The organism is Massilia solisilvae, assembly GCF_024753215.1.
GTDB classification, from domain to species: Bacteria; Pseudomonadota; Gammaproteobacteria; order Burkholderiales; family Burkholderiaceae_D; genus Telluria; species Telluria solisilvae.
Genome location: NZ_JANUGV010000004.1, coordinates 72,355 through 97,404 on the forward strand (window position 1 = coordinate 72,355; position 25,050 = coordinate 97,404).

At 68.1% G+C, this 25,050-nt stretch carries 18 protein-coding genes and 3 tRNA genes; 12 read left to right on the forward strand and 9 right to left on the reverse strand.

What is annotated here, in order from left to right; translation table 11 throughout:
• The first annotated feature begins 91 nt into the window (after positions 1-91).
• Positions 92-535 (forward strand): hypothetical protein, encoded by a 444-nt coding sequence (locus tag NX773_RS15370; protein ID WP_258857203.1) that lies wholly within the window; start codon positions 92-94, stop codon positions 533-535.
• A gap of 189 nt (positions 536-724) precedes the next feature.
• Here NX773_RS15370 and NX773_RS15375 read toward each other — a convergent pair whose 3' ends face one another.
• The 3 genes from NX773_RS15375 to NX773_RS15385 form a co-directional block, all read right to left on the reverse strand.
• Positions 725-1,711, reverse strand: a complete 987-nt coding sequence (locus NX773_RS15375) for a GGDEF domain-containing response regulator (RefSeq protein WP_258857204.1) — start codon at positions 1,709-1,711, stop codon at positions 725-727.
• A gap of 130 nt (positions 1,712-1,841) precedes the next feature.
• Positions 1,842-4,856 carry an ATP-binding protein gene (locus tag NX773_RS15380; RefSeq protein WP_258857205.1) on the reverse strand — a complete coding sequence of 1,005 codons (3,015 nt, stop codon included), beginning with the start codon at positions 4,854-4,856 and terminating at the stop codon, positions 1,842-1,844.
• Between the two features lie 195 nt (positions 4,857-5,051).
• Complete coding sequence (locus tag NX773_RS15385; RefSeq protein ID WP_258857206.1) at positions 5,052-5,885, reverse strand: response regulator; 834 nt, start codon at positions 5,883-5,885, stop codon at positions 5,052-5,054.
• Positions 5,886-6,378: 493 nt separating this feature from the next.
• On the opposite strand from NX773_RS15385, the gene NX773_RS15390 reads away from it, so the two are divergent.
• The 9 genes from NX773_RS15390 (at position 6,379) to NX773_RS15430 (ending at position 16,772) form a co-directional block, all read left to right on the forward strand.
• Entirely contained in the window at positions 6,379-7,653 is a 1,275-nt protein-coding gene (locus NX773_RS15390; protein ID WP_258857207.1) for an HlyD family secretion protein, read from the forward strand.
• Positions 7,650-9,833 (forward strand): peptidase domain-containing ABC transporter, encoded by a 2,184-nt coding sequence (locus NX773_RS15395; RefSeq protein WP_258857208.1) that lies wholly within the window; start codon positions 7,650-7,652, stop codon positions 9,831-9,833. Before NX773_RS15390 ends, NX773_RS15395 begins: the two co-directional genes overlap by 4 nt.
• Entirely contained in the window at positions 9,830-10,741 is a 912-nt protein-coding gene (locus tag NX773_RS15400; protein WP_258857209.1) for a thioredoxin domain-containing protein, read from the forward strand. Before NX773_RS15395 ends, NX773_RS15400 begins: the two co-directional genes overlap by 4 nt.
• 13 nt (positions 10,742-10,754) lie before the next feature.
• Entirely contained in the window at positions 10,755-11,813 is a 1,059-nt protein-coding gene (locus tag NX773_RS15405; protein WP_258857210.1) for an ATP-grasp domain-containing protein, read from the forward strand.
• Between the two features lie 79 nt (positions 11,814-11,892).
• Positions 11,893-12,060 (forward strand): hypothetical protein, encoded by a 168-nt coding sequence (locus tag NX773_RS15410; protein WP_258857211.1) that lies wholly within the window; start codon positions 11,893-11,895, stop codon positions 12,058-12,060.
• Positions 12,061-12,130: 70 nt separating this feature from the next.
• Entirely contained in the window at positions 12,131-12,367 is a 237-nt protein-coding gene (locus NX773_RS15415) for a hypothetical protein (RefSeq protein ID WP_258857212.1), read from the forward strand.
• A complete protein-coding gene (locus tag NX773_RS15420) occupies positions 12,357-14,264 on the forward strand; it encodes a TOL_0244 family TonB-dependent receptor (RefSeq protein ID WP_258857213.1) in 1,908 nt (635 codons plus the stop codon). Before NX773_RS15415 ends, NX773_RS15420 begins: the two co-directional genes overlap by 11 nt.
• 10 nt (positions 14,265-14,274) lie before the next feature.
• On the forward strand, positions 14,275-14,880 hold the full coding sequence (locus NX773_RS15425; RefSeq protein WP_258857214.1) for a TOL_0243 family YfiR-like periplasmic protein: 606 nt from the start codon (positions 14,275-14,277) through the stop codon (positions 14,878-14,880).
• Positions 14,877-16,772: a sensor histidine kinase, YfiR-like protein-associated gene (locus NX773_RS15430; protein WP_258857215.1), complete on the forward strand. Its 1,896-nt coding sequence runs from the start codon at positions 14,877-14,879 to the stop codon at positions 16,770-16,772. The genes NX773_RS15425 and NX773_RS15430 overlap by 4 nt, the downstream gene beginning before the upstream one ends.
• A 68-nt stretch (positions 16,773-16,840) precedes the next feature.
• Here NX773_RS15430 and NX773_RS15435 read toward each other — a convergent pair whose 3' ends face one another.
• The 4 genes from NX773_RS15435 to NX773_RS15450 all read right to left on the reverse strand — a co-directional run bounded on the left by NX773_RS15435 (position 16,841) and on the right by NX773_RS15450 (position 18,356).
• A complete protein-coding gene (locus NX773_RS15435; protein WP_258857216.1) occupies positions 16,841-17,434 on the reverse strand; it encodes an FxDxF family PEP-CTERM protein in 594 nt (197 codons plus the stop codon).
• Positions 17,435-17,874: 440 nt separating this feature from the next.
• Positions 17,875-17,951: transfer RNA gene (locus NX773_RS15440), tRNA-Arg, on the reverse strand.
• A 132-nt stretch (positions 17,952-18,083) separates the two neighbouring features.
• Positions 18,084-18,160 (reverse strand) — tRNA-Arg (locus tag NX773_RS15445).
• 119 nt (positions 18,161-18,279) lie between these two features.
• Positions 18,280-18,356, reverse strand: a tRNA-Arg gene (locus NX773_RS15450).
• Between the two features lie 109 nt (positions 18,357-18,465).
• Here NX773_RS15450 and NX773_RS15455 point away from each other — a divergent pair.
• Positions 18,466-22,398, forward strand: coding sequence for a sensor histidine kinase (locus NX773_RS15455; RefSeq protein WP_258857217.1), 3,933 nt, complete (start codon positions 18,466-18,468; stop codon positions 22,396-22,398).
• A 7-nt stretch (positions 22,399-22,405) separates the two neighbouring features.
• The gene (locus tag NX773_RS15460; protein ID WP_258857218.1) at positions 22,406-23,551 is read left to right on the forward strand and encodes an alpha-hydroxy acid oxidase; all 1,146 of its coding nucleotides are present in this window, start codon (positions 22,406-22,408) and stop codon (positions 23,549-23,551) included.
• Positions 23,552-23,586: 35 nt separating this feature from the next.
• Here the strand turns inward: NX773_RS15460 and NX773_RS15465 are convergent, their stop codons facing one another.
• Both NX773_RS15465 and NX773_RS15470 read right to left on the reverse strand, forming a co-directional pair.
• Positions 23,587-24,531, reverse strand: a complete 945-nt coding sequence (locus tag NX773_RS15465; RefSeq protein ID WP_258857219.1) for a D-2-hydroxyacid dehydrogenase — start codon at positions 24,529-24,531, stop codon at positions 23,587-23,589.
• Positions 24,532-24,625: 94 nt separating this feature from the next.
• Complete coding sequence (locus tag NX773_RS15470) at positions 24,626-24,967, reverse strand: hypothetical protein (RefSeq protein WP_258857220.1); 342 nt, start codon at positions 24,965-24,967, stop codon at positions 24,626-24,628.
• Between the last annotated feature and the right edge of the window lie 83 nt (positions 24,968-25,050).

The window sequence follows — 25,050 nt, forward strand, 5'->3', positions numbered from 1 at the left end:
CATACCCGGCGCGGGCGCTTGTGGGATAGTCGGAACGTGTCCGGTTCGACCGTGTCTATGGAGAACATGGGCCATTCTTGAAAGGACAAAAATGAACATCAATAGCATCGTCAAGGACGAATTTCGCGACAAATGCCTGCGCGACCTCGTCAATTCCCCGCTGACCGCGCTGGACGGCGTGACACTGGAGCAGGCGCAGGCCCTGCGCATGGCGTTCGGGGTGAACACCATCGGTGAACTGGGCGGGCTGAAGATCGTCAAGATGGCGGAAGCGATCAAGCAGCTGGCCGCGTGCGAGATGGAAACGCCGAAGGAGGTGGCCGAGGAAGTGCTGATCGATGACGCGGTCGAGATGACCTTCCCGGCCAGCGATCCGCTGGCGGTGGCCTCGAGCGTGACCCGGATCGAGGTGCCGCCCGAGATGGTGGAGGCCAGCACCGACCACCAGAATGCCGCGGCGATCGAGGCCAACAACGAGGCGGTGGTGGGCGAGCCGGCGCTGCAGCATGCACAGGTGCGCAAGGAAGAGCATTAGGGGTGAGCGGCGCCTGCCCATTTTTTGAGTAAGTCTTGGAACGTCGTCGCGGCGAAGGCCGGGACCCATGGATAAGCTGCGCGGTCGAAATGCAGGCCAACGGTACGCAGCCTCAGCATGGGTCCCGGCCTTCGCCGGGACGACGCTTGTGGCGATGTTGGGCAGCTGGGGGGCGGGGGCACGCTGCCTTCAGCGGTGCGGCGCCAGCTCCTGGCTGCTCGGCTGCGCCAGCTTGGCCGGCTGGCGCGAGGCGGCAGTGGTGCAGAAGCGGTTCTTGCCGCTGCGTTTGGCTTCGTACAGCGCGTAGTCGGCAATGCTGATCAAGGCGTCCACCGTCTCGGCATCGTCCGGGTACAGGCTGATGCCGATCGAGGTTGACAGCCGCAAGGTCAGGTCGTTGATGAAGAACGGCTCATTGAGCACTTCGACCAGCTTGGCGGCCGGTCCCATCGCGTCGGCCAGGCTGTGCACCTCGCCCAGCACCACCATGAACTCGTCGCCGCCCAGCCGTGCCACCGTGTCTTCCTTGCGCGAGGACGACAGCAGGCGCTGCGAGACCATCTTCAGGATCTCGTCGCCGTAGGCGTGGCCATAGGTGTCGTTGATGGCCTTGAAGCCGTCCAGGTCGAGATACATGATCGCCGCCTTGGCGTGGCTGCGCGCGGCGTGCTGCAGGGCTGTTTCGATGCGGTCTTCGAGCAGGCGCCGGTTCGGCAGCCCGGTCAGGGCGTCGTGCAGCGCCAGTTCCTGCTGGGCGCGGCTGTACTGCGCCAGCTCCTTGTACAGCAGGCGCACTTCCAGCATGTTGTGGATGCGCTTGTGCACTTCCAGCAGGTCGAACGGCTTGCTGATGAAGTCGCGCGCGCCCGCTTCCAGCGCGGCGATCTTGAAGCTCGGCTGCGCGGTCAGCGCCAGCACCGGCAGGTAGCCGCCCTGTTCGATTTCCTTGAGCCCCTTCATGACCTGGAACCCGTTCAGGCCCGGCATCTGCAGGTCGAGCAGGATCAGGTCGTAGTTGTGCTCACGGTGCAGCGGGCATACCTGCTCCGGTTCCATGGTCGAGCTGACGCACGTGTAGCCCTCCTCGCGCAATATCTCTTCCATCAGCTCGATATTGTCGGGCGAGTCGTCCACGATGAGGATCTTTGCGTTCAGGATGTCTTGTCTGCTCGGCATGCGATTTCTCTTCCAGGGGTTCGAGTTCCAGGTTGAACCCCGTCTTACCCATCTGCGCTAGTCTAGCAAACGGGGGGGAATTTCTTGTAGGACAGCGCCGCGTGCGGGGGTAGGAACATGAATGACTGCGTCACGCATGCCCTGGCCGCGCCCCGCGCTTGCCGGCGACGAGCGGGGCGGACGGGCCGACGATGCCGGCCACGGCGGCAATCAGCTCGCTCGGTTCGACCGGTTTGGAGATGTGGGCCGAAAATCCCGCTTCAAGCGCACGCAGGCGGTCCTCGGAGTGCGCGAACGCGGTCAATGCAATGGCCGGCAGGTTGCCGCCGTGCTCGCGACCGAGCCCGCGCACCCACTGCAGCAGTTCGAAGCCGTCCACCTCGGGCATGCCCAGGTCGCTGACCAGGATGTCGGGCAGGGCTTGGCCCAGCATGGCGAATGCCTCGCGCGCGCCGGACGCGGTGCGCACCGTGGCGTGGCAGTCGGCCAGGATGCGCGCCATCAGGTCGCGCGCGTCGCGGTCGTCGTCCACCACCAGCACGTCCACGCCGGTCAGGTCGCGCACCGCCATCTCGTGCGCCTGCGGCGCCGGCTGCGGCACCGGGTTGCGCCCGAAGCGCTGGTTCGGCGTCTTTGGCGGCGCCACCGGCAGTTCGATGGTGAAGCGCGCGCCCAGCCCTTCGCCGGCGCTTTCGGCGCGCACCAGCCCGCCGTGCTGCTCGACCAGGTTCTTGACGATGGACAGGCCCAGTCCCAGGCCGCCGTGGCGGCGCGTGGTGGAGGCGTCGGCCTGGCGGAAGCGCTCGAACACGTGGGTGATGAATTCGGGCCTGATGCCAAGGCCGGTGTCGCTGACGCTGATGTCCACGTGGCCGTCGCGGCGAGCCAGGCGCACCGTGACCTGGCCGCCCTTGGGCGTGAACTTGATTGCGTTGGACAAGAGGTTCCACACCACCTGCTGCATGCGCGCCGGATCGCCCGCGACCAGCCCCGCGTCCTTGTCGTAGCGGCGCTCGAGGCGGATGCCCTTGGCCTGGGCCGCCGGGCGCACGGTCTCGATGGCGGCGTCGATGAAGACGGCCGGGTTCAGGGGCTGGATGTCGAGCAGCACCTTGCCCGAGGTGATGCGGCTCATGTCGAGCAGGTCCTCGATCAGCTGGGCCTGGGCGCGCGCGTTGCGCTCGATGGTCTGCAGGCCGCGCTGCAGGTCGGCGCCGTCGCGGCTGGCGCGGCGCAGCACCTGGGCCCAGCCGAGGATCGCCGACAGCGGGGTGCGCAGCTCGTGCGACAGCGTGGCCAGGAATTCGTCCTTCATCTGGCTGGTGCGCTCGGCTTCGGTGCGCGCCTCGCGCTCGCGCTCGAGCAGCACCTTGCGCTCATCCGCCGCTTGCTGCGCGGACTCGTACAGGCGCGTGTTGTCGATGGCGATCGCGGCCTGGGCGGCGATGCCGGCCACGATGCGTTCGGTGCGCTCGCTGAACACGCCCGGCTCGGGGTGGCCGAAGAACATGCTGCCCAGGACCTCGCCCGAGCGCGCGATCACCGGCACGGCCAGGTAGCTGCGCACCGCCGGATGGCCGACCGCCAGGCCGAAATAGGGCTGCTGGCCGGCGTCGCGCGGCTCGTGCGCGATGTCGACCGAGCGTACCGGCCCGGTCGCGGACAGGCTGGGGCCGAACAGCGCGGTGGCCTGGTGCTCGCCGAAGCTCTCGAACCGGGCGGGGGTGGCGCCGGACATGGTGTACAGCGTGAACAGGCGGCCGTCGCCGGCCGGGCCGTGGTAGAAGAAGGCGCCGAAGCGCGCACCGGCGATGCCGGCGGCGGCGTCGGTGGCGGTCTGCAGCAGCGAGCGCAGGTCGCGGGTGGAGGCCAGCGCCGCGCCAGTGCTGTTGAGCAGCTCGAGCACGTGCGACTCCTCGCGCAGCGCGCGCTCGGCGCGCTTGACCTCGTCCACGTCGGTGTCGGTGCCGAACCAGCGCGACACGCGCCCGTGCAGGTCGCGTACCGGGTTGGCGCGCGAGAGAAACCAGCGGTACTGGCCGTCGGCGCCGCGGATCGGGTATTCGATTTCGAACGGTTCGCCGCTGGCAAGGCACGCCTGCCAGTGTTCCAGCACGGCAGGCAGCGCGTCAGGCTCGACCAGCCGCTCCCAGCCCCAGCCGCACACGTCGTCGGGCGAGGTGCCGGTGTATTCGTACCAGCGCTCGTTGAACCAGACCATCGCACCATCGGCGCGCGCCATGAATGCCAGTTGCGGAATCGTGTTGGCCAGCGCGCGCAGCACTTCCTCGCTCTGGCGCAGCGTGTCCTCGGCGTTCTTGCGCACCGTGATGTCCTGCACCACGCCGGTGATGCCGAGCACGTTCTCGCGCGCGGCCGGGTCGTAGTCGGCGCGGCCCACCAGCGCGATCCAGCGCGTGCCGCCGTCCGGGCGCAGCCGGCATTCGAGGTTGACCTCGGAATGGCTGGCGAAGGCGTGCAGGAAGGCGCGCCGCACCTGCTCGCGGTCCGGCTCGTCCAGCCGCTCGCGCAGCGCCGCCCAGGCGATCGAGGTATCGGCCGGCAGGTCGAACATGGCCGCGGCACGCGCGCCCAGCGTCACCTGGTCGGTGGCGGCATCCCAGTGCCAGTCGCCCAGCCCGCCCGCCGACAGGGCCAGCTGCAGGCGCGCATTGCCGTCGATGAGGGCCTGCTGGTCGGCCTTGCGTTGGGTGATGTCCTGTACATAGATTGTCAGGCCTTCGCTGGACGGGAAAATGCGCACGCCCAGCCAGCCGTTGATGCGCGGGTAAAAGAACTCTTCGCTGACCGTTGCGCCGGCCTGCATGGCGCGGCGGCAGGCGGCGCCGAACGGGCCTTGCGCCAGCTCGGGAAATTCGTCCCACAGCGCGCTGCCGAGCAGTGTGGCGCGCGAGGCATCGGGCGCGGCCAGCATCTCGATCGCGCGGCCATTGAGGTAGGTGAGGCGCCAGTCGTGGCCCACCGCGCAGATGCCGTCGGTCAGGCTTTCGAGCATGCCCTCGATGCGGGCGTTGGCGGCGCGCAGCGCCTCCTGGGCGGCAACCACGCCTTGCTCGGCGCGGCGGCGCGCGCCCACCATGCCCTCGGGCTGGTCGGGCCGGGATACCTTGCGTTGCTCGTTCACCCGGGCGCCTCCGTGCACGCGCGCGCGGTGGCAAGTGACGGTGGGGGAGGGGGGCGCGCAACGGCGCCAGTGATCTGTTTTGCGGGCATCGTGCTGTTCTCTGTGGGCGCCGCGGCCCTCCAGCAGGGATGGCGCGGCCGGCGCATTGGCCGATTCTAGCCCAGCACGCCGCTGGCCCCCCACACGGTTGACCGGCTAGCGCGGCGTGCGGCGCGCCCGTTCGACCTGCGCCAACGCGCCCTGCAACTGGTCGATCTCGTAGGGTTTTTGCAGCGACAGGTAGGGAAAGTCGAGGTGGCGCAGCAGGGTGTCGCCGTAGCCGGAGGCAAAGATGACCTGGATGCCGGGCTGGCCGGCGAGCGCCTCGCGCGCCAGCTCGACGCCGGACATGCCGGGCAGGCTGACGTCGGAGAACAGCACGTCGTAATGCCCGGCTGCAAGACGCGCCAGGGCATCGTTCGGGTGGCCGACCCCGTCGGCCTCGTAGCCGAAGGCGCGCAGCATCTCGCACACCAGGTATTGCGCGTCGAGGTTGTCCTCGACGACCAGCACGCGCAGGGCGCCCTCCGGCTCCGGCGCTGCCGGCTCGCCGCTGGCCGGCGCCAGCGTGCACAGCACGCCACCGATGCCGCCCTCGGCGTCGCGCAGCGGCGTGAGATAAAGGTCGCGGGTTTCCTCGGCGCGGCCGCCGGCGCGCACGAATACCAGGGCGGCGCGCGGCTGCAGCGCCGGCTCGCCACGCAGCGCGCGCTCCATTGCCTCGCGCGCGGCGGCCAGCGGCGGCGGCATCACGGGCGGGACGTTGCCGCCCGGCGCCCGGCCGTAGCCGGGGCCGGCCAGCGCGCCATAAGCTTCGTTGAACAGCACCAGCGGCTCCGGCCCCCAGGCCAGCAGCGCCGGCAGGGGAGAGTTGAACAGCAGGTCGGCGGCCACGCGCAGCGGCAGCGGCCAGGCGGCGGGGCTGCCGAGGCGGGTGGACGACCAGTCGTAATCGGTGACGGAGCGGGCGGTGGTGCCGGTTGTGGCCATGTTTCTGTGATGGGAACGTAAAGGGAGGCCAATCCTACACCAAAGCCCGCGCACGGCGCGCGACGCCGCGTTCGTGCCGGCCGCGGCAGCGGGCAAAAAATGGTTCGTCACGGACTGCCGGCAAACGCGGCTTTGATCTTCAGGAAGAAGAACGACGATACGCGGTCACCCGCCCACCCCAGCCAGCGAAAGCAATTTCCCCTCCGCGAAGGGGGGAGTGGTTCCTTCACTCTGAAACTGCCTATTGCAATTACACAAAAGCAACAAACTCACATCATTCACTGAATCATTGTGACGCCGTGTGACAGTTGTCTTGAATTTTGTTGCAATTTCGCGTCCCCCACGTGGCTATCCTCCACTTGTCGTTTGGCACCAATACGGCAACGTCTTTTTCCAGAATTTACATTTTGGCCCGGCGCCGCCGGAGAAGGAGTTGGCATGGTTGTTCGTCAAAAGTTCGCGCAGCCGCACCCTGGCCGTGTGCGGGGAAACGATGCGTAAGACCCTGTTTCGCGCCGAAGCCTTGCAGCAGCCCGAGCAGGGCTGGATGGGCGAAGTGCTGCTGGTGCAGCCGTTGTCCCTGCGCCTGGCCGCGTGGTTCGGGGTCGCGGTCGCGGCAGCCGCGCTGGCCTTCGCGTGCCAGGCCCAGTTCACGCGCCGGGTTGCGGCGGACGGCACGCTGGCGCCGGACGCCGGCCTGCTCAAGGTGCAGTCGCCGCGCGCCGGCGTCGTGCTCCAGCGCCTGGTGCGCGAGGGCGAGCGGGTGCGGGCCGGCCAGCTGCTGTACGTGATCTCGTCCGAGGTCGCTTACCTGCCCGATGCCGGTCCCGGCGCGGCAGGGGTTGCGGCGCGCACGCTGGAAACGGTCAGGGCGCGCGAGCAGCTGCTGGGCCAGGAAGTGCAGGGGACCGCGGCCGCCGCCCGGCAAGAGCGCGCCGGGCTGGCGGCGCGGGTGCGCGGCCTGCAGGACGAGGTGGCGCAACTGGATGCCGAACTGGCCGTCGAGCGCGAACGTCTTGGCGCCCGCGAGGCCCAGTACCAGCGCTACGTGCAGGCGCGCCAGGATGGTTTCCTGTCGCCGATTGGCCTGCAGCAAAAATACGACGAGGTGCTCGACCAGCGCTCCCGGGTGCAATCGCTGCTGCGCACGCGGCTCGGGCTGGAGCGCGACCTCGCCGGCGCCAGGGCCGAGCTGGCGGGTGCAGACAGCCGGGCCGGCGTGGCTCGCTCGCAGCTCGAACGCGAGACGCTGGAGGCGCGCCGCATGCAGGCCGAGCAGGAGGCCACTGGCCACATCGCGGTGATCGCGCCGGCGGCGGCAACGGTTGGCGCGGTGCTGGCCGAACCGGGCCAGCGGGTCGACGGCGACACCCTGCTGACGCTGCTGCCGCAGGGCGCGCGGCTGGAAGCGCAGCTGCTGCTGCCGTCCAGGGCGATCGGCTTCGTGCGCGAAGGCGACCCGGTGGACTTGCAGGTGGGGGCGTTCGCCAACCAGTTCGGCGCGCGCCTGCGCGGCGTGGTGACCCAGGTGTCGCGCAGCGCGCTCGGCGGCGCGGAGTTGGCCCGGCAAGACCTGGCGCCAAGCCAATCCGACCAGGCGCCGCGCTACCGGGTGCGGGTCAGACTGCCGGCGCAGGACATGCTGGTCGATGGCGCGCGCTGTCCGCTGCGCGCCGGGATGGAGGTAACGGCATCGTTCCCGCAGGAGCGCAAGACCCTCATGCAATGGCTGTTGCTGCCGCTGGCGCGCGCGCGGGAGGCGATGTGAGAGCCTTCGATCACCTGCCGCGCCTGGAATTTGGCGGGCGCCGCCTGCCGGTCATCCTGCAGGGCGAAGCGGCGGAGTGCGGCCTGGCGTGCATGGCCATGGTGGCCGGCTACCACGGCCACGACATCGACCTGCTGAGCCTGCGGCAGCGCTTCTCGTTCAGCCTGCGCGGCGCCAGTTTCAGGCACCTGGTCGAGATCGCGGCTGCGCTGCACCTGTCGGCGCGCGCCATCAAGGTCGAACTGGACGACCTTGCGCACCTGCGCACGCCGTGCATCCTGCACTGGAACATGAGCCATTTCGTGGTGCTCACGCGGGTGCGCACCGACCTGCGCGGCAGGCTGCTCGGGGTCGAGCTGCACGATCCGGCGCGTGGCAAGGTGCGCGTGCCGGCGGCGGAAGTGTCGGCCGCCTTCACAGGCGCGGCGATGGAGCTGGCGCCCGCCGCCGGTTTCGCGCCGCGCGCCCTGCGGCAGCGCCTGCGCCTGTCGGAACTGGTGACGCGCGCGGTCGGGCTGCGCCCGGCGATCGCGCAGGTGTTCGCGCTCGCGGTGGCGCTCGAACTGATCGCGCTGCTCTCGCCGCTGTTCCTGCAGGCCGTGGTCGACGGCCCGCTGGCATCCGGTTCGGCCGACATGCTGGTCACGCTGGCGCTGGGGTTCGGGTTGCTGGTCCTGATCCAGTCCGCGCTGAGTGCGGCGCGCTCGTGGATGGTGCTGTATGTCGGCAACCACCTGAACCTGCAGTGGGTGTCGAACATCTTCGCGCACCTGTTGCACCTGCCGCTGTCGTACTTCGAAAAGCGCCACCTGGGCGACGTGCAGTCGCGCTTCAATGCCATCCATTCGATCCGCGATACCCTGTCCGGGAAATTCGTCGAAACCGTCCTCGACAGCGTGATGGCCGTGGCGGCGCTGGCGGTCCTGTTTGTGTACAGCCCGGCCCTGACGGCGGTCGTGCTGGCGGCGGTTGCAATCTATTTGGCCATGCGCAGCGCGCTGTACCTCGCGCTGCGCGACGCCACCGAGGAGCAGCTTGCCTTCAAGGCCAGCGAGCAGACCCTGTTCCTCGAATCGATCCGCGGCATCCAGGCGATCAAGCTGGCCAACCACGAACCGGTGCGGCACGCGCGCTGGCTCAACGCGGCCGCCGCCAGCATCAACCGCAACATCCGCACCGACAAGCTGAACCTGCTGTTCCAGTCGGCCAGCAAATTCCTCGGCGGCCTTGAGAACGTCGTGGTGGTCTGGCTCGGCGCGCGGCTGGTGCTGGGAGGGCAGTTTTCGGTCGGGATGCTGTATGCCTTCCTCGCGTACAAGATGACCTTCACCCAGCGTGCCTACGCGCTGGTGGACAAGATCCAGGACCTGCGCATGCTGTCCCTGCAAGGGGAACGGCTGGCCGACATCGTGTTGTCGCCGCGCGAGCCGGACGACGTGCATGGGCCGGCGCAGGAGGACCGCGAGCTGCCCATCGAGCTGCGCGACGTCTGGTTCCGTTACTCGGACGCCGACCCGTGGGTGCTGCGCGGGGTCACCCTGACGATCGTGCCCGGGCAGTCGGTGGCGATCGTGGGCGCCTCGGGCTGCGGCAAGACGACCTTGCTGAAACTGCTGATCGGCATCCTCACGCCGACCCGTGGCGAGATCCTCGTCGGTGGCGTCCCTTTGGCCCGCTTCGGCGCGCGCCGCTACCGCGCCAACGTGGGCGCGGTGATGCAGGACGACCACCTGTTCGCCGGCACGGTGATGGAGAACATCTGCTTCTTTGATAAGCAGGTCGACATGGAATGGGCGGCGCAGTGCGCGCGCGCGGCCCACATCGCGGCCGACCTGGCTGCCATGCCGATGGGCTACCAGACCCTGATCGGGGACATGGGCGCGAGCCTGTCGGGCGGGCAGAAGCAGCGGGTGCTGCTGGCGCGCGCGCTGTACAAGCGGCCGCGCATCCTGTTCCTGGATGAGGCCACAAGCCACCTCGATACCGACAACGAGCGCGGCGTGAACGAGGCGATCCGCGCGCTGTCGCTCACGCGCGTGCTCGTCGCGCACCGGCGCGAGACCATCGCGACCGCCGAGCGCGTGGTCGAACTGTGGGAGGGGGCCGTGGTGCGCGACTTCCTGCAGGCGCCCGGCAACGACGCCGCCGCCCCGGCGCCGGTCCTGGAGACAGCCGGATGAACGTCGCCGCCCTGGTGAACGGCGCCGCGCACGCCATGGTGTTTGCCATCTTTGCACTTGCCTGGCTCGGCAAACTGCTCGGTTGCACCGGCGCCGTTCGGTCTCTGTGCGCCAGGGCGGCCGTGGATTTCGCGCTGGCCGGCCTGGGTTTGCTGCCATGGGCGCCAGCAGAGGTGGTGTGCGGTGTGCTGGCGTTGGGGATCGGCACCGGCGGCTGGGCAGCCGAACGGCTGCGCCGCAACCCGGTGTGCCGCTGCTTCGGCCTGTTGAACCGGGGACTGCACGGCCAACGCAACCGATTCCGCGCCGGCCTCGTGCTGGGCGGCGTGCTGCTGGCGGCGACGGCGGGCCACGGCGGCGGGGCAGCGGCCTGGTGGGCCGGGGCGGCATGCGTGCTCGCGGCGCTGCTGTTGCTGGTGGCCGCCGCATTCGGGACTGCGCGAGGCGACAAGCCGCTGCCGAAGGGTGCGCCCGTCGTCGTGCCGGAACCGCTGGTGCAGTGCACGCTCGATGCCGCCCTGCAGCTGGGGCAAACGCAGGAAGGGCGCATGGTCACGCTTGGCGAGCTGCCGCGTGACGACGGCCCGCTCGCGCTGTTGCTGACGCTGCCGGGCTGCGGGGAGTGCGACACCGTCAAGGCCGAGTTCTTGCCGTTTCGCTCCCACTTCCGCTTTCCCTTGTTGGTGCTGGAAAGGGGCGGTGGCGGCGGCGAGGCGGGGCACTTGCTGGACACCGGCGGCCACCTGGCCCGGCGGCTGCGCATCGGCGGGTTCCCGGCGCTGGTGGTGATCGATCCGGCCGACCTGACGCTGGCGTCGCCAGTGGCGTTCGGGGCTGCCGCCATCCGCAAGCGGCTGATGCACATGATTTTCGATGACCGGGCAAGACAAGTCATTTCTAATCGATGAAGGGATGAGCGGCATGAACAAGATCCTGATTGTGGCGCCACGCGCTGACCTGCACGCGAGCGCAGTGGACTGGGGCCTGCGGCAGCTCGGCCTGCGACCGGTGCTGTGGGACTGGGCGGAGTTCCCGGCGAACCAGACGGTATCGTTGTCCGTTGGCGCGGACGGCCAGGCAAGCCTGCGCCTGACCGTGCAGGGCGAGCAGCACGATGGCCCGTTCGATGCGATCTGGTGGCGGCGCCGTACCAGGCCGGTCGCCCCCGCCGGTGCCCACCCCGACGACGTGAAGGTGATTGAACGGCAGTCCGAGCAGTTCCTGCGCGCCGTACTGCCCCTGGCGGCCCATGGCGGCACGCTGTGGGTGAATGAGCCGGGCGCCGCCCGCTCGGCCGACAACAAGGCCCTGCAGCTGGTGGCGGCGCAGCGGGTGGGCTTTCGCATCCCCGCCACGCTCATGGGAAACGCGCCGGACACGGTGCGCGCCTTCCTCGCGGCCCAGGGCGGCACGCTGGCGCACAAGGGCTTCGCGCCCATGCGTTGGGAAAACGAGGATGGCACCCTGACTTTCGACCGCACGGCCCGGGTGGGCGCGGCCCAGCTCGCCAGCGATTTCGCGCTTTCCGCCTGCCCGTCCATCTATCAGGAGTTGTTGGCCAAGCAATACGAGCTGCGTGTGACGGTCATGGGGCGGCGCGTGCTGGCCACGCATGTGGACAGCCAGCGTGACGGACCCACGACCGACTGGCGCTACGAGGGCGACCGCGGCCGCCGCAGCCTGTCGGCCGCGCAGTTGCCGGCCGAGCTGGAAGACCGCTGCGTGCGCCTGTGTGCGGAGCTCGGGTTGAGTTTCGGCTGCATCGACCTGGTGGTGACACCGGACGGCGAGGTCGTCTTCCTCGAGGTGAACGAGGCCGGGCAGTTCGTCTTCAACGAGTCGGTGGATCCGTCGATTCCGATGCTCGACGCGTTTTGCCGCTATCTCGGCGGTATCGCGAACGACCGCGGACAGGGCGCAATCAGCCTGCGTGCCTATAAACAATCCGACGTCGCGCGGCAGCTGTTTGGGGCGGCCTAGGAAGAATTTCAAATCGGGGTAACTGCCCGCCGTCCGGTTGCCCTGGTTCATTCAGACGGCAAACAAAAGGAGATATGAGATGAAAAAAGAAAGCGTAGTCGAGCGTATCCTCGCCAAGGTCGTGGGCACCGAGATGTCGGTGCAGGAACAGGAACGCGTTGCCGGCGGCATGTTGTGGGAGTGCATGGAGTGGTCGCAGCAGCCGCCGCAGATGACCGAAGTCTGCGACCGCTGGGACCCGGCCTGATTGCCGACCTGAAATGAAAACAGCCCGCCCGGCTTGCGCCTGGCGGGCTGTTTTTTTGGGGAGATGAACGGTGAAGCCAGTGAAGAACCAAAAAAAAAGCCCGCGGCTTGCGCTGCGGGCTGAATCTATTTCCCTTGAAGGAGATAGAGGAGACAGGAAGAATGATGCTGCATTGCGGCAAAGGTTTCCAATTTATATTGGTAATGGTTGCCATCATGTAGCCGAATATGGCGCGCAAGGCAGCGCAATCGTGCTCCGCTTGGTGCATCAGAGAAAATGTTCTACGATTGCAAAATATGCGAAATAGTTTCCTGACGATCTACGCGGGCGCCGGGCTCATCGCCTTGTGGGCGATGGCCGCGCACGCGTCCGACCAGGATGAGGCGCTTGCGGACTACACGCTCGAACAGCTGTCCAGCGTGGTCGTGACCTCGGTGGCGCGCCAGGAGACCAGGCTGGCCAATGCGCCGGCCTCGGTTTATGTCATTACCGGCAGCGACATCGCGCGTTCGGGCGCCGCCACGCTGCCCGAGGCGCTGCGGCTGGCGCCGAACCTGCAGGTGGCGCGGCGCGACGCCAGCGGCTACGCGATCAGCGCGCGCGGCTTCTCGACCACCCTGTCGAACAAGATGCTGGTGCTGATCGACGGGCGCAGCGTGTATTCGCCGCTGTTTTCCGGCGTGTTCTGGGAAAGCCAGGACGTCAAGCTGTCGGACGTCGAGCGCATCGAGGTGATCAGCGGCCCGGGCGGCACAGTGTGGGGCGCCAACGCCGTCAATGGCGTCATCAATATCATCACCAAGTCCGCCAGGGATACGCAGGGCGGCCTGCTCAATGCCGGCGCCGGCACGTACCAGCGGGGCGGCGCGGTGCGCTACGGCGGGCAGCTGGGCGAGGGCAGCTGGTACCGCGCCTATGCCAAGGTCACCTACGACGAGGACACGATGGACCCGGCAAGGGGCGATGCGCAGGTCGGGTGGCGCCGGTCGCAGGCCGGCTTTCGCATCGATAGCGAGGGCCAGGGGCGAACCGTGACGGTCAGCGGCGACGTCTATGACGGCCGCTTCGGGCAAGCGCGCGCGGGCGACATCGTCACCGCCGGCGCCAACCTGCTGGGGCGCCTGACGCGCCAGCTCGACAGCGGCGGTGAACTGAAGGTGCAGGCCTACATCGACCAGACCCGGCGCGACCAGCCGGCCGCGGCCCAGCGCCTGTCCACCTTCGACCTGGAGGTCCAGCACGCGCTGCCCATCGGCGAGCGCCACCACCTGGCCTGGGGCGGCGGCTACCGCTACAGCCTTGACCGGATGACCAACGGGCGGCAGCTCATCTTCATGCCGGCCGAGCGCCATTTGCAGTGGTCCAACCTGTTCGTGCAGGACGAGGTCGCGATCACGGCGGCCTTGCGCGCGACCGTCGGCGTCAAGCTCGAACACAATGTGTACAGCGGGAGCGAGACCATGCCCAGCCTGCGGCTGGCCTGGAACGCGACCCCCGCCAGCATGCTGTGGGCCGGCGCCTCGCGCGCGGTGCGGGCGCCGGCGCGCATCGACCGCGACGTGATGCAGCTGGCACCGGGCCGCAAGTCAGGGCCGCCGTGGGCCGTCGCCGGCGGCCCGGACTTCGATTCCGAGAGCGCGCGGGTGCTGGAGCTGGGCTACCGCGCCCAGCTTGACGGCAAGCTGTCGTGGTCCGCAACCGCGTTCGCCAGTCATTACGACGGCCTGCGCACGCTGGAGCCGGGCACGGGGCAGGGCGCGCTGTTCCAGAACCTGGGCAAGGGCCGCGTGCGCGGCATCGAGCTGTGGGGCGCATGGCAGCCGCTGCGCAGCTGGCGGCTCAGCGCCGGCGGCGTGGTGCAAAACGCCGAGTTCAGCCTGAAGCCCGGCAGCAGCGACCTGGCGCGCCAGACTTCGCTGGCGAGCAATGACCCGCACAGCTACTGGTCGGTGAAAAGCTCGCACGACCTGCCGGGGAACCTGCGCGCCGACCTGAGCTTGCGTCACGTGGGCCAGCTGCCCAACCCGGTGGTGCCGGCCTACACCGAGCTGGATGCGCGCCTGGCATGGCCGGCCAGCGGCCGCGTCGAACTGGCGCTGGTGGGGTGCAACCTGCTACATTCCACCCATGCCGAATTCGGCGATGCGCGCACGCGGCAGGTGTTCGCGCGCTCCGTGATGCTCACCGCCGCCGTGCGGTTCTAGAAGGAGACCCATGCGAACATTGCTCCTTCCAGCCGCAGCGCGCCCCTGGCGCCAGCGCCTTGCGCAACTGGGGCTGGCGTGGTGCGCGGCAGTGTTTGCCGTGCTCGCGTGCGCCGCCCAGCACGCGCAGGCCGAAGCGACGGCATCGGGGCCGAGCCTGGAACGGCGCGTCAAGGCGGCCTTCCTGTACAAGTTCCTCGGCTATACCGAATTTCCCGCCAGTGCGTTCGCCGACCCGGCCAGTCCCATCACGATCCTGGTGTCCGGTTCCGACGAGATGGTGGCCGAGCTGGCCGCGCTGACCGCCGGCCGCAGCGTGAACAGCCGGGCGATCGTCGTGCGCGCCCTGCGCGAGACCGAGCCGGCCCTGGCGCACCTGCTGTTCGTGGCCGGCAGCGACTGCGCGCGGGCCGGGCGCGTGATCCGCGCCGTGCGCGCGCTGCTGGTGGTCACCGAGTGCGATACCGGCCCGCAGCAGGGCAGCGTCATCAACTTCCGGATCGTGGACGAGCATGTCCGCTTCGACGTCTCGCTCGAAGCTGCCGACAGTAACGGCGTCAAGCTCAGTTCGCGCCTGCTCACCGTGGCCAACCACGTGCAGAAGGGGGCGCCATGAGCAGGTTGTTCGATACCGGCACCGTGCGCGGCAAGCTGATGCTGATGGCCGTGTCGACCACGCTGGCGGCGCTGCTGGTGACGTCGGCGGCCATGCTGCTGTTCGACGTGCGCACCTTCCAGCGCTACTGGGTGGATGACCTGAACACCCAGGCCGACATCATGGCGCGCGTGACGGCCCCGGCGCTTGCGTTCAACGACGCCAAGACCGCGCAGCAGAACCTGGCCGTGCTGCGGGTGCGGCCGCAAATCCTGGTCGCGGCCGTGTACACCGCCAGCGGCGCGCTGTTCGCGTCGTACACGCCGCAACCCGGCGAGCATCCGGTGCCGGCGCGCCCTGGTGCGCCGGGCTACCGGATCGAACGCGGCGAACTGGTCGTGTTCCACCCGGTGGTCGAGAACGGCGAGCCGCTGGGCACGGTGTACCTGCGCTCGCGCTATGGGCTGGTGGACCGGATCTTCAGTTACGGCGGCATCCTGGCGGCGGTGATGCTGGCGGCGCTGGTGGTGGCCGCGCTGGTGGCGCGCAAGCTGCAGGCCGGGATCACGCAACCGCTGCAGACGGTGACCCATGTCGCGCGCGAGGTCATGCAGCGGCGCGACTTTTCCTTGCGCGTGCCTGACCACCAGGGCGGCGAGATCGGCGTGCTGGTGGACGCCTTCAACGACATGCTGGCCGAGATCGGGCGCCGTTCGGACGCGCTGCAGCAGGCCAACCGCACCCTCGAACACGAGATGCACGTGCGCGAGCGCGCCGAGGAAGCGCTGCGCATCGCCGACAAGCGCAAGGACGAGTTCCTGGCCACGCTGGCGCACGAGCTGAGGAATCCGCTGGCGCCGATCCGCACCGGCCTGGATATCCTGCGCATACGCAGCGGCGACGCCCAGGCGACCCAGCGCGCCACCGACATCATGGAGCGCCAGCTGCGCCAGATGGTGCGGCTGGTGGATGACCTGCTGGACGTTTCGCGCATCAACACCGGCAAGCTGGCGATCAAGATGGGGCGCGTGGAGCTCAAGGCGGTGGTCAACGACGCGCTGGAAGTGGTGCGCTCGTACATCGAGCTGCACGGCCACGAACTGGTGATCGACTTGCCCGACCGTCCGGTGTTCCTGCACGGTGACGCCACGCGGCTGGCGCAGATCCTGTCCAACCTGCTCAACAACGCGGCCAAGTACACCAACCGCGGCGGCCGTGTGTCGCTGTCGGCGCGGGTGGACGACAAGACGCTGGTGCTGGAAGTGAGCGATACCGGCATCGGCATCGCGCCCGAGATGCTCGACTCAGTGTTCGAGATGTTCGTGCAGGTCGATTCCACGCTCGAGCGCAGCAACGCCGGCCTGGGCGTGGGCCTGTCGCTGGCGCGCCGGCTGGTGGAGCTGCACGGCGGGACGATCACGGCGGCGAGCGACGGACTGGGGCGCGGCAGCCGCTTTACGGTGCGCCTGCCGATCGTGGTGGAGCCGGAGCCGCCGACCAAGCCGACCCCGGCCGCGTTCATCAGCGCCGAGACCTATCGCATCCTGCTGGCCGACGACAACGTCGATTTTGTGAACAGTATCGGGGCGCTGCTCTCGGCAATGGGGCACAGCGTGGTGATCACCCATAACGGACCGGACGCGCTGACGGCGGCCGCGCGCTTCTGCCCGGACTATGCCTTCCTGGACATCGGGCTGCCGCAGATGTCCGGCTACGACCTGGCGCGCGCGGTGCGCAACCTGCCGTGCGGGCCGATGACCGTGCTGATCGCGGTGACCGGCTGGGGCCAGGAAAAGGACCGCCAGCTGGCGTTCGAGGCCGGGTTCGACCATCACATGGTCAAGCCGGTGCGCTTCGAGCAGATCGAAGAAATCCTCGGCAACCGCACCATCGTCGACAAGCGTCGCCGGTAGGCGCAAAAAAAAACGGAAGCCTTGCGGCTTCCGTTTGCATCAAGGACGATGCGAGGAGAGGCCAGGCATCAGGCCTGTTTTGCTTTGCGGCGGCGAGCCAGGAAGCCGAGCACGCCCAGGCCGCCGAGCATCATGCCGTAGGTTTCCGGCTCCGGAACCGGGGCAGCCATCATCTGGGCCGCGCCACCGAACGATGCGCCGGTGGTGCCGACCATGTTGCCGCTCACCTGGATGTAGTAGTTACCAGCAACCAGGTTGTTGGCCGACAGGGTCCACACGTCGGCCGAGCCGCTCGACTTCATCACGCCGCTGGCGATCAGGCTGCCGGTGCCGGAACCGCTACCGGTGCCGGTGCCCGAGCTGCTGGCGCCGTACAGGGCCAGGCCGGTGATGTCCAGGCCGGTGCTGGCGGTGTGGCTGATCGAGGAGATGATGGCGTCCAGGCTCATCGGGGTGGTGCCGGACACCGAGAAGGTGAATTTGTCCGCAAAGGTCGCACCCTGGTGGTTGGCGCCCAGCACGTCACCAAAGAAGCCGGCGTTGTCCGTGAAGGTCAGGGTCTGCGGCGACAGACCGATGACATTCGAGCCGGTGGTGGTTTGCGCCATGGCAGCGGTACCAAAGGTGGCCAGCACGATTGCAGCAAGCAAAGTCTTTTTCATGTCTAAACCTCTCAGAAAAACAGCCGCGTCCTGCAGCTGGGTTGTTCAAGAATCGGGGGACTTCATCGTAGCGCAGCCGTGTCCAAAATCGCCATACGCGCACGGATAAGGCCGCTTCTTCGCGGAAAACTTCCCCTAGTCAAATGATTTCCGGCAGGCCAGCAAGCGAACCCAGCCTTCATAGGAGAAGTGCGTTGCTTCTGCTTGATGGAGGGAAAATTCCGGCGGTGTTGCCGAAAAAGCGTCAGGTTTGTCCTACAAGAAGAGAAGAGCGAATCCGGTGCGGTACGGACACTGTGGAGGGCGATTTTCTGAACACCCGGAAAGTTTTGGCACAACGTCGGGCTTTGCCGGGCAATTTTCGCTAACTCGGCAGTCGGCGGGGAGAGGGGAGAAAAGAAAAATGGCTCAGTGTTTCCACTGAGCCATTCTTGTATAGTTGGTGCGGCTGGCAGGAATCGAACCCACGACCCCTTGGTTCGTAGCCAAGTACTCTATCCAGCTGAGCTACAGCCGCCCGAGGCACGCATTATAGCAGCACTGCCGCAAATGGCAAAGTGCCATGGTGCGCGGCGATCCGTGGGCACTCCCGGCACGGTGCTACAAACAAAAAAGGGACCAGGTTTTGCAACCTGGTCCCGATGTTGTGTGGTGCGGCTGGCAGGAATCGAACCCACGACCCCTTGGTTCGTAGCCAAGTACTCTATCCAGCTGAGCTACAGCCGCCCGAGGCACGCATTATAACAGGCATGTCCGGATTGGCAAAGTGCGGTCAACGTACGGCTGGCGCACCGGCCCGGAAAACAAAAAAGGGACCAGGTCTTGCAACCTGGTCCCGATATTGTTGGTGCGGCTGGCAGGAATCGAACCCACGACCCCTTGGTTCGTAGCCAAGTACTCTATCCAGCTGAGCTACAGCCGCCCGAGGCACGCATTATAGCAGCGCGATTCGCTTTCCGGAAGCCTTAATTTCTTTCATTTCCGCAATCCGATCTGGTAGATTAAGACATCGCAATTCTGAGCGGGACGACATGTTGGCCAGCAGCAGGCATTCCGGGTTGGGACAGGGGCGGCGCATCGTGCGCTGGCTCGCTGGAATGGTGCTGGCGCTGGCCGCCGCCGCAGCGCTCGCCGCTGGCCCGCGCAGCCTGCGCTTCGAGCGCCTGGGCCTGGAGCACGGACTGTCGCAGGAGTCCGTGCTGACCATCCTGCAGGACCGGCATGGCTTCATCTGGTTCGGCACCCAGGCGGGACTGAACCGCTTTGACGGCTACACGATGACCGTGTACCGCAACGACCCGGACGACCCCGGCAGCCTTCCCGACAACTTCGTCACCGCGTCGTTCGAGGATGATGCGGGCCGGCTGTGGTTCGGCACCAAGGGCGGGCTGGCCCGGTTCGACGAGGCGAGCCAGAAGTTCGTGCGCTACCGGCCGCCCGCGACCTCGGGGGCCGCCGCCATGCTGGGGGTGAGCGCCATCTGCTCCGATGGCAGCGGCGCTCTGTGGCTGGGCAGTCCTTCGGGGCTACGCCATTTCGATCCGGCGAACGGTCGCTTCACGACGCTGCGCCATGATGCCGGCGACAGCGCCAGCCTGGCCGAAGATCACGTCAACGCGCTGGCGCTCGACGGCAGCGGCGCGCTGTGGGTCGGCACCGGCGCGGGGCTGGACCGCCTGCCCCGTGGCGCGCGCCGGTTCGAGCACTTCCGCGTCGATCCCGAGCACGACGCGCGCCGCAATACCATCCTGTCGCTGTCGATGGGGCCGCGCAACACGCTGTGGGTCGGCACCCGCGCGGGGCTGGAGGCCTGGCGCCTGGGCGAAGGCGCGCCACAGCGGCGCCACGTTGGCGAGCAAGAGGGCATGGCCGACGTGCGCGTGCTCGCCCTGTATCACGACGCTGGCGGCACGCTGTGGGTCGGCACCGAGCTGGATGGGCTGAAGTGGCGCGATCCTGCCGCGGGCCGCTTCGTCAGCTACCGCAGCGAGCCGATGGACCGCCACAGCCTGTCCGACAACCAGGTAGGCGCGATCCTGGTGGACCGCACCGGCACGCTGTGGGTGGGTACCCTGTTCGGCGGCGTGAACCGGGTGGACCTGGCCAGCGGCGGCTTTGCGCGCTATACCTACAGTCCCGGCCAGCCGGGCGGGATCGGCAGCAACAAGGTGCGTGCGGTGGCCGATGCCGGCAACGGCCGGCTGTGGATCGGCACCACCGGCGGCGGCCTGACGCGCTTCGACCCGGCCAGCGGACTGGCCGAGCACTACCGGCATGAGGCGGGCCGCGGAGCGAGCCTGCCGGACGACACCGTGACCTCGCTGGCCAATGGCGACGGCGGCCTGTGGGTCGGCACCGCCGTGGGCCTGGCCTGGCGCGATGCGGCAAGCGGCGGCTTCACGCCGGTGCCGCTGGGGGACAGCGACAACTACGTGCAGGGATTGCGCGTGGGGCGCGACGGCACCTTGTGGATCGCGACCCGCAACGGGCTGTTTGCGCGCGGGCCCGACGGCAAGGTGCGCGGCTGGCGCCATAGTCCGGAGGATGCGCGCGGCCTTGGCGAGAACTACGTCTATTCGGTGCTGGAAGACCGCAAGGGCGCGATCTGGATCGGCACCGACAGCGGCCTTGACCGGCTGGACCGGGACACCAACACCTTCACCCACTTCCGCCACGATCCGGCCGATCCGGACAGCCTGCGCCACAACCGCGTGTACTACCTGCACGAGTCGGCGCGCGGCGAGCTGTGGGTCGGCACCGCCGGCGGCCTGCACAAGATGGCGCTGGGGCCGGACGGGCGCGCGCGGTTTTCGATGCTGCGCATTGCCGACGTGCGCGATACGGTGCCGGTCGGCGCGATCCTCGAGGACATCACCGGCCAACTCTGGGTGAGCAGCACGCTTGGCCTGTCGCGGGTGGACCCGGTCAGCCGCAAGTTCAAGCTGTACACCGCAGCGGACGGGCTGGTCGATGGCTCGTTCTTCGTCGGCTCGGCCTGGCGCTCGCCGCAAGGGGAGCTGTATTTCGGCGGCGTGAACGGCATGACCTCGTTCATGCCGTCAGAGGTGCGCGACAACCCGTACGCGCCACCGGTCCTGATCACCGACTTCCAGGTCGATAACCGGCCGCGCGCGCTCGGTGTGCCTCCCTACGATGCGCGCGACATCACCCTGTCGTACCGCGATGCCACGTTCTCGATCGAATTCGCGGCGCTGCACTATGCCGATCCGCGCGCCAACCGCTACGCCTACCGGCTCGACGGCTTCGACCAGGGTTGGGTCGACACCGGCGCCGCCAAGCGCTTTGCCACCTACACCAACCTGGACCCGGGCCGCTACGTGTTCCGGGTCCGCGCCAGCAACAAGGATGGCGTCTGGAGCGAGGCGCCCACTTCGCTCGTCATCACCATCACGCCGCCGTTCTGGAAGACCTGGTGGTTCCGCACCGTGGCCGCCGCGCTGGCCTTCTCGGCGGCGTACTGGGGCTACCGCCTGCGGGTGCGGGTGCTGGTGCAGCAGAAGGACCGGCTCGAGCGCCAGGTGAGCGCGCGCACCGCGGAACTGGTGCTGCAGAAGGAAGCGGCCGAGCGCCGCAGGCTCGAGGTCGAGCAGCAGAAGGAAGTGGTGGAGCAGGCGCAGCGCAATATCGCGCGGCTGTCGGAGCTGGGGCGCATGCTGACCGCGAACCTGGACAGCGAATCGATCATGGGCACGTTGTACGAGCAGGTGCGCGCGCTGATGGATGCGCCCGTCTTCGGCATCGCCCTGGTCCAGCCGGAGCGCGGCGTGCTGGCCTACCCGTTCACGGTGGTGGGCGGGCAGCGCTGCCCGCCGTTCGAGCGGCCATTGGCCGCGCCATACCAGCTGGGTGCGTTGTGCGTGGCGACCGGGCGCGAGATCTTCATCGGCGACCTGGAGCAGGAATGGCGCGACTACCTGCCGGATGCGCCGGTGGAGCGCGCCGGTGAGATGGCGCTGCCGTGCGCGCCGCTGGCGCAGGGCATGCCGCGTTCGGTGCTGATGGTGCCGGTGACAGCCGGCGCGCGCGTGCTGGGACTGGTGACCGTGCAGGGTTTCGGGCGCAATGCCTGGCGCCGCGTGCACCTGGACATGCTGCGCACCCTCGCGGCCTACGTCGGCGTGGCGCTGGACAACGCCCACGCCTACCGCCAGCTCAAGGACACCCAGGCGCAGCTGGCCGCGCGCGAAAAGCTCGCTTCGCTCGGCTCACTGGTGGCCGGCGTCGCGCATGAACTGAACACCCCGATCGGCAACAGCCTGCTGATGGCCAGCACGCTGCGCGAAAAGACCGACGCGCTGGCCGAGCGTTTCGAGGCGGCCCAGCTGCGCCGCTCGGAACTGGAACACTGGATCGCCGCATCCACCGAAGCGTCGCACCTGATCGAGCGCAGCCTGCACGGCGCGGCCGACCTGGTCAACAGCTTCCGGCAGGTTGCGGTGGACCAGGCCAGCGCCCAGCAGCGGCGCTTCGACCTGGCCCAGGCCTGCCAGGAGATCGCCGCGACCATGATGAAGCAGGTGCGGCTGGCGGGGCACACGCTGGAGCTGGCGGTGCCTGAAGGGATCGTGATGGACAGCTTTCCCGGACCGCTTGGCCAGATCGTGATCAACCTGGTTAACAACGCCTTGCTGCACGCGTTCGGGCAGCCGGGCGGACACATGCTGTTGTCCGCCGAATCGGTGGAGCCCGGACGGGTGCGTATCACGTTCCGCGACAACGGCCGCGGCATCGATCCGGCCCACCTGGCGCGCGTGTTCGAGCCCTTCTTCACCACGCGCATGGGCAGCGGCGGCACCGGGCTTGGCCTGAACATCGTGTACAACATCGTCACCAACCTGCTGGGCGGGACCATCCGGGCCGAAGGCGAACCCGGGAAGGGAGCGCTGTTCGTGCTCGACCTGCCGCTTTCCGTGCGCGCGGCGCACATCGCAACCACCGACTAAGGGAACCATGACCACCATTACCAACATCGAAGACCTGCGGATTTTGGCCCAAAAGCGCGTGCCGCGCATGTTCTACGACTACGCCGACGCCGGTTCATGGACCGAGTCCACGTACCGCGCGAACAGCGAGGACCTCCAGAAGATCAAGTTTCGCCAGCGCGTCGCGGTGAACCTGGAAAACCGCAGCACCAAAAGCACGCTGATCGGCGAGGAGGTGGCGATGCCGGTCGCGCTTGCGCCCACGGGCCTGACTGGCATGCAGCATGCGGATGGCGAGATCCTTGCCGCGCGCGCGGCCGAGAAGTTCGGCGTGCCGTTCACGCTGTCGACGATGAGCATCTGCTCGATCGAGGACGTGGCCGCGCACACCACCAGGCCGTTCTGGTTCCAGCTGTACGTGATGCGCGACCGCGACTTCATCCATCGCCTGATCGAGCGCGCCCGGGCCGCGCGCTGCTCGGCGCTGGTGCTCACGCTCGACCTGCAGGTGCTGGGCCAGCGCCACAAGGACATCCGCAACGGCATGAGCGCGCCGCCCAAGCTCACCATCAGGAACATGCTCAACCTCGCCACCAAGCCGCGCTGGTGCCTGGGCATGCTGGGCACGCCGCGGCGCCAGTTCGGCAACATCGTCGGCCACGCCACCAGCGTGTCGGACCTGTCCTCGCTGTCGTCGTGGACCAGCCAGCAGTTCGATCCGGCGCTGTCCTGGGCCGACGTGGAGTGGATCAAGCAGCGCTGGGGCGGAAAGCTCATCATCAAGGGCATCATGGACCCGGAGGATGCGCGGCTGGCGGTGGAGAGCGGGGCGGACGCGCTGATCGTGTCCAACCATGGCGGGCGCCAGCTCGATGGGGCGCAGTCCAGCATTGCCGCGCTGCCCGCGATCGTGGACGCGGTGGGCAAACAGATCGAGGTGCACATGGATGGCGGCATCCGCTCGGGGCAGGACGTGATCCGTGCGCTGGCGCTCGGCGCCAAGGGCGTGCACATCGGCCGCCCGTTCCTCTACGGCCTGGGCGCGATGGGCGAGGCGGGCGTGACCAAGTGCCTGGAGATCATCCGCAACGAGCTGGACCTGACGATGGCGTTCTGCGGACTGCGCGACGTGCGCGACGTGGATCAGAAGATCCTCCTGCCTGGCAGCTTCTGAACCGTAGGGTGGGCAGGAAACCCACCCTATAACATCTACACGAGGTTTTGCGGCCGCCCCTCGGCCCAGGCCTCGATGTTATCGACCAGCATATCAGCCAGCGTCTGCATGGCGCCCGCGCTGGCCCAGGCCACGTGCGGGGTCAGGATGAAGTTCGGCAGGCGCAGCTGGAGCAGCGGGTTGGCAGGCACCGGCGGCTCCTTGCTGAGCACATCGAAGCCCGCGCCGCCGATCACGCCGTTGGCCAGCGCGTGCGCCAGCGCCGCTTCGTCCACCAGCCCGCCGCGCGCGGTATTGATCAGGAGCGCGTTCTTCTTCATGAGCCCCAGTTCGCGCGCGCCGATCATGCCGCGCGTCTGGTCGTTCAGCGGCAGGTGCAGGCTCACCACGTCGGAGGTGCGCAGCAGCTCTTCCAGCGGCAGCGCCTCCACGCCCGGGTCTTGCGGCGGCGTGCGGGTGGCCACTGCAATGCGCATGCCGAACGCGCGGCCCAGCTGCGCCACTTTCTGGCCCAGGGCGCCATAGCCCACGATCCCCAGCCGGCTGCCGGCCAGGTCCGCGATCGGGTGGTCCAGCAGGCAGAAACGGGACGACTGCTCCCACAGCCCGGCCTCGACGTCGGCCCGGTAGGCGGCCAGGTTGCGGCGCAGCGCGAGCATGAGTGCGAACACGTGCTCGGGCACTGCCACCACCGAGTAGTTACGGATGTTGGCCACCGCGATGCCACGCGCGCGGCAGGCGGCCAGGTCCACGTTGTCGGTACCGGTTGCGGCGACGGCGATCATCTTCAGCCCCGGGAGCTGCGCAATGGCGTCCTCGCGCACCGGGACCTTGTTGGTGATGGCGATGGTCGCGCCGGCCAGGTGCGCGACGACGTCGGCCGGCTCGGTGCCGGGGTAATCGGTCCAGCCGTGCTCGAAGCGTGGGCGGCGGACGTTGGCGACCAGGCTGTCGCGGTCAAGGAAAACGATATGGTGCATGGCATGCCTTTCGGTGTATCCGCCGATTGTAGAGCATGCAGGAACGAAAAAGACAGGCCGGAGCCTGTCTTTTGGGATGGTGGGACTTGAGCGCTTATTTGTTGGTCTGTGCCTCGGCCTGGTTTTCGGCTTTTTCTGCCTTGGCTTCAGCTTTTTTCTTCTGGGTTTTCTTGTGGGCCTTGGCCTTCGATTTGTGGGCTTCGGCCTTTGCGGTTTCAACGTCGGATTTCGCTTCCGCCTCTTTCTTCTCTACCTTGGCGTTGGCCTTGGCGGCTTCCTTGGTTTCGTTGGCCTTGGCCTTGCTCACGTCCTGGTCGGCCTTGGTCGTGGTCGATGCGGCCGGGGTAGTGGTCTGGGCCGGGGCGGTGGTGGTCTGGGCAGCGAACACCGAGGTTGCGAAGAGGCCAGCGATCAGGGTAGCGACGATTTTGCTCATGGTAAATTCCTTCGGAAGTTGATCAATGTGGGGGAACGAGGCCCCGTGCTACTGAGCTCAAAAACGGCGCGGCGCATGCCAGC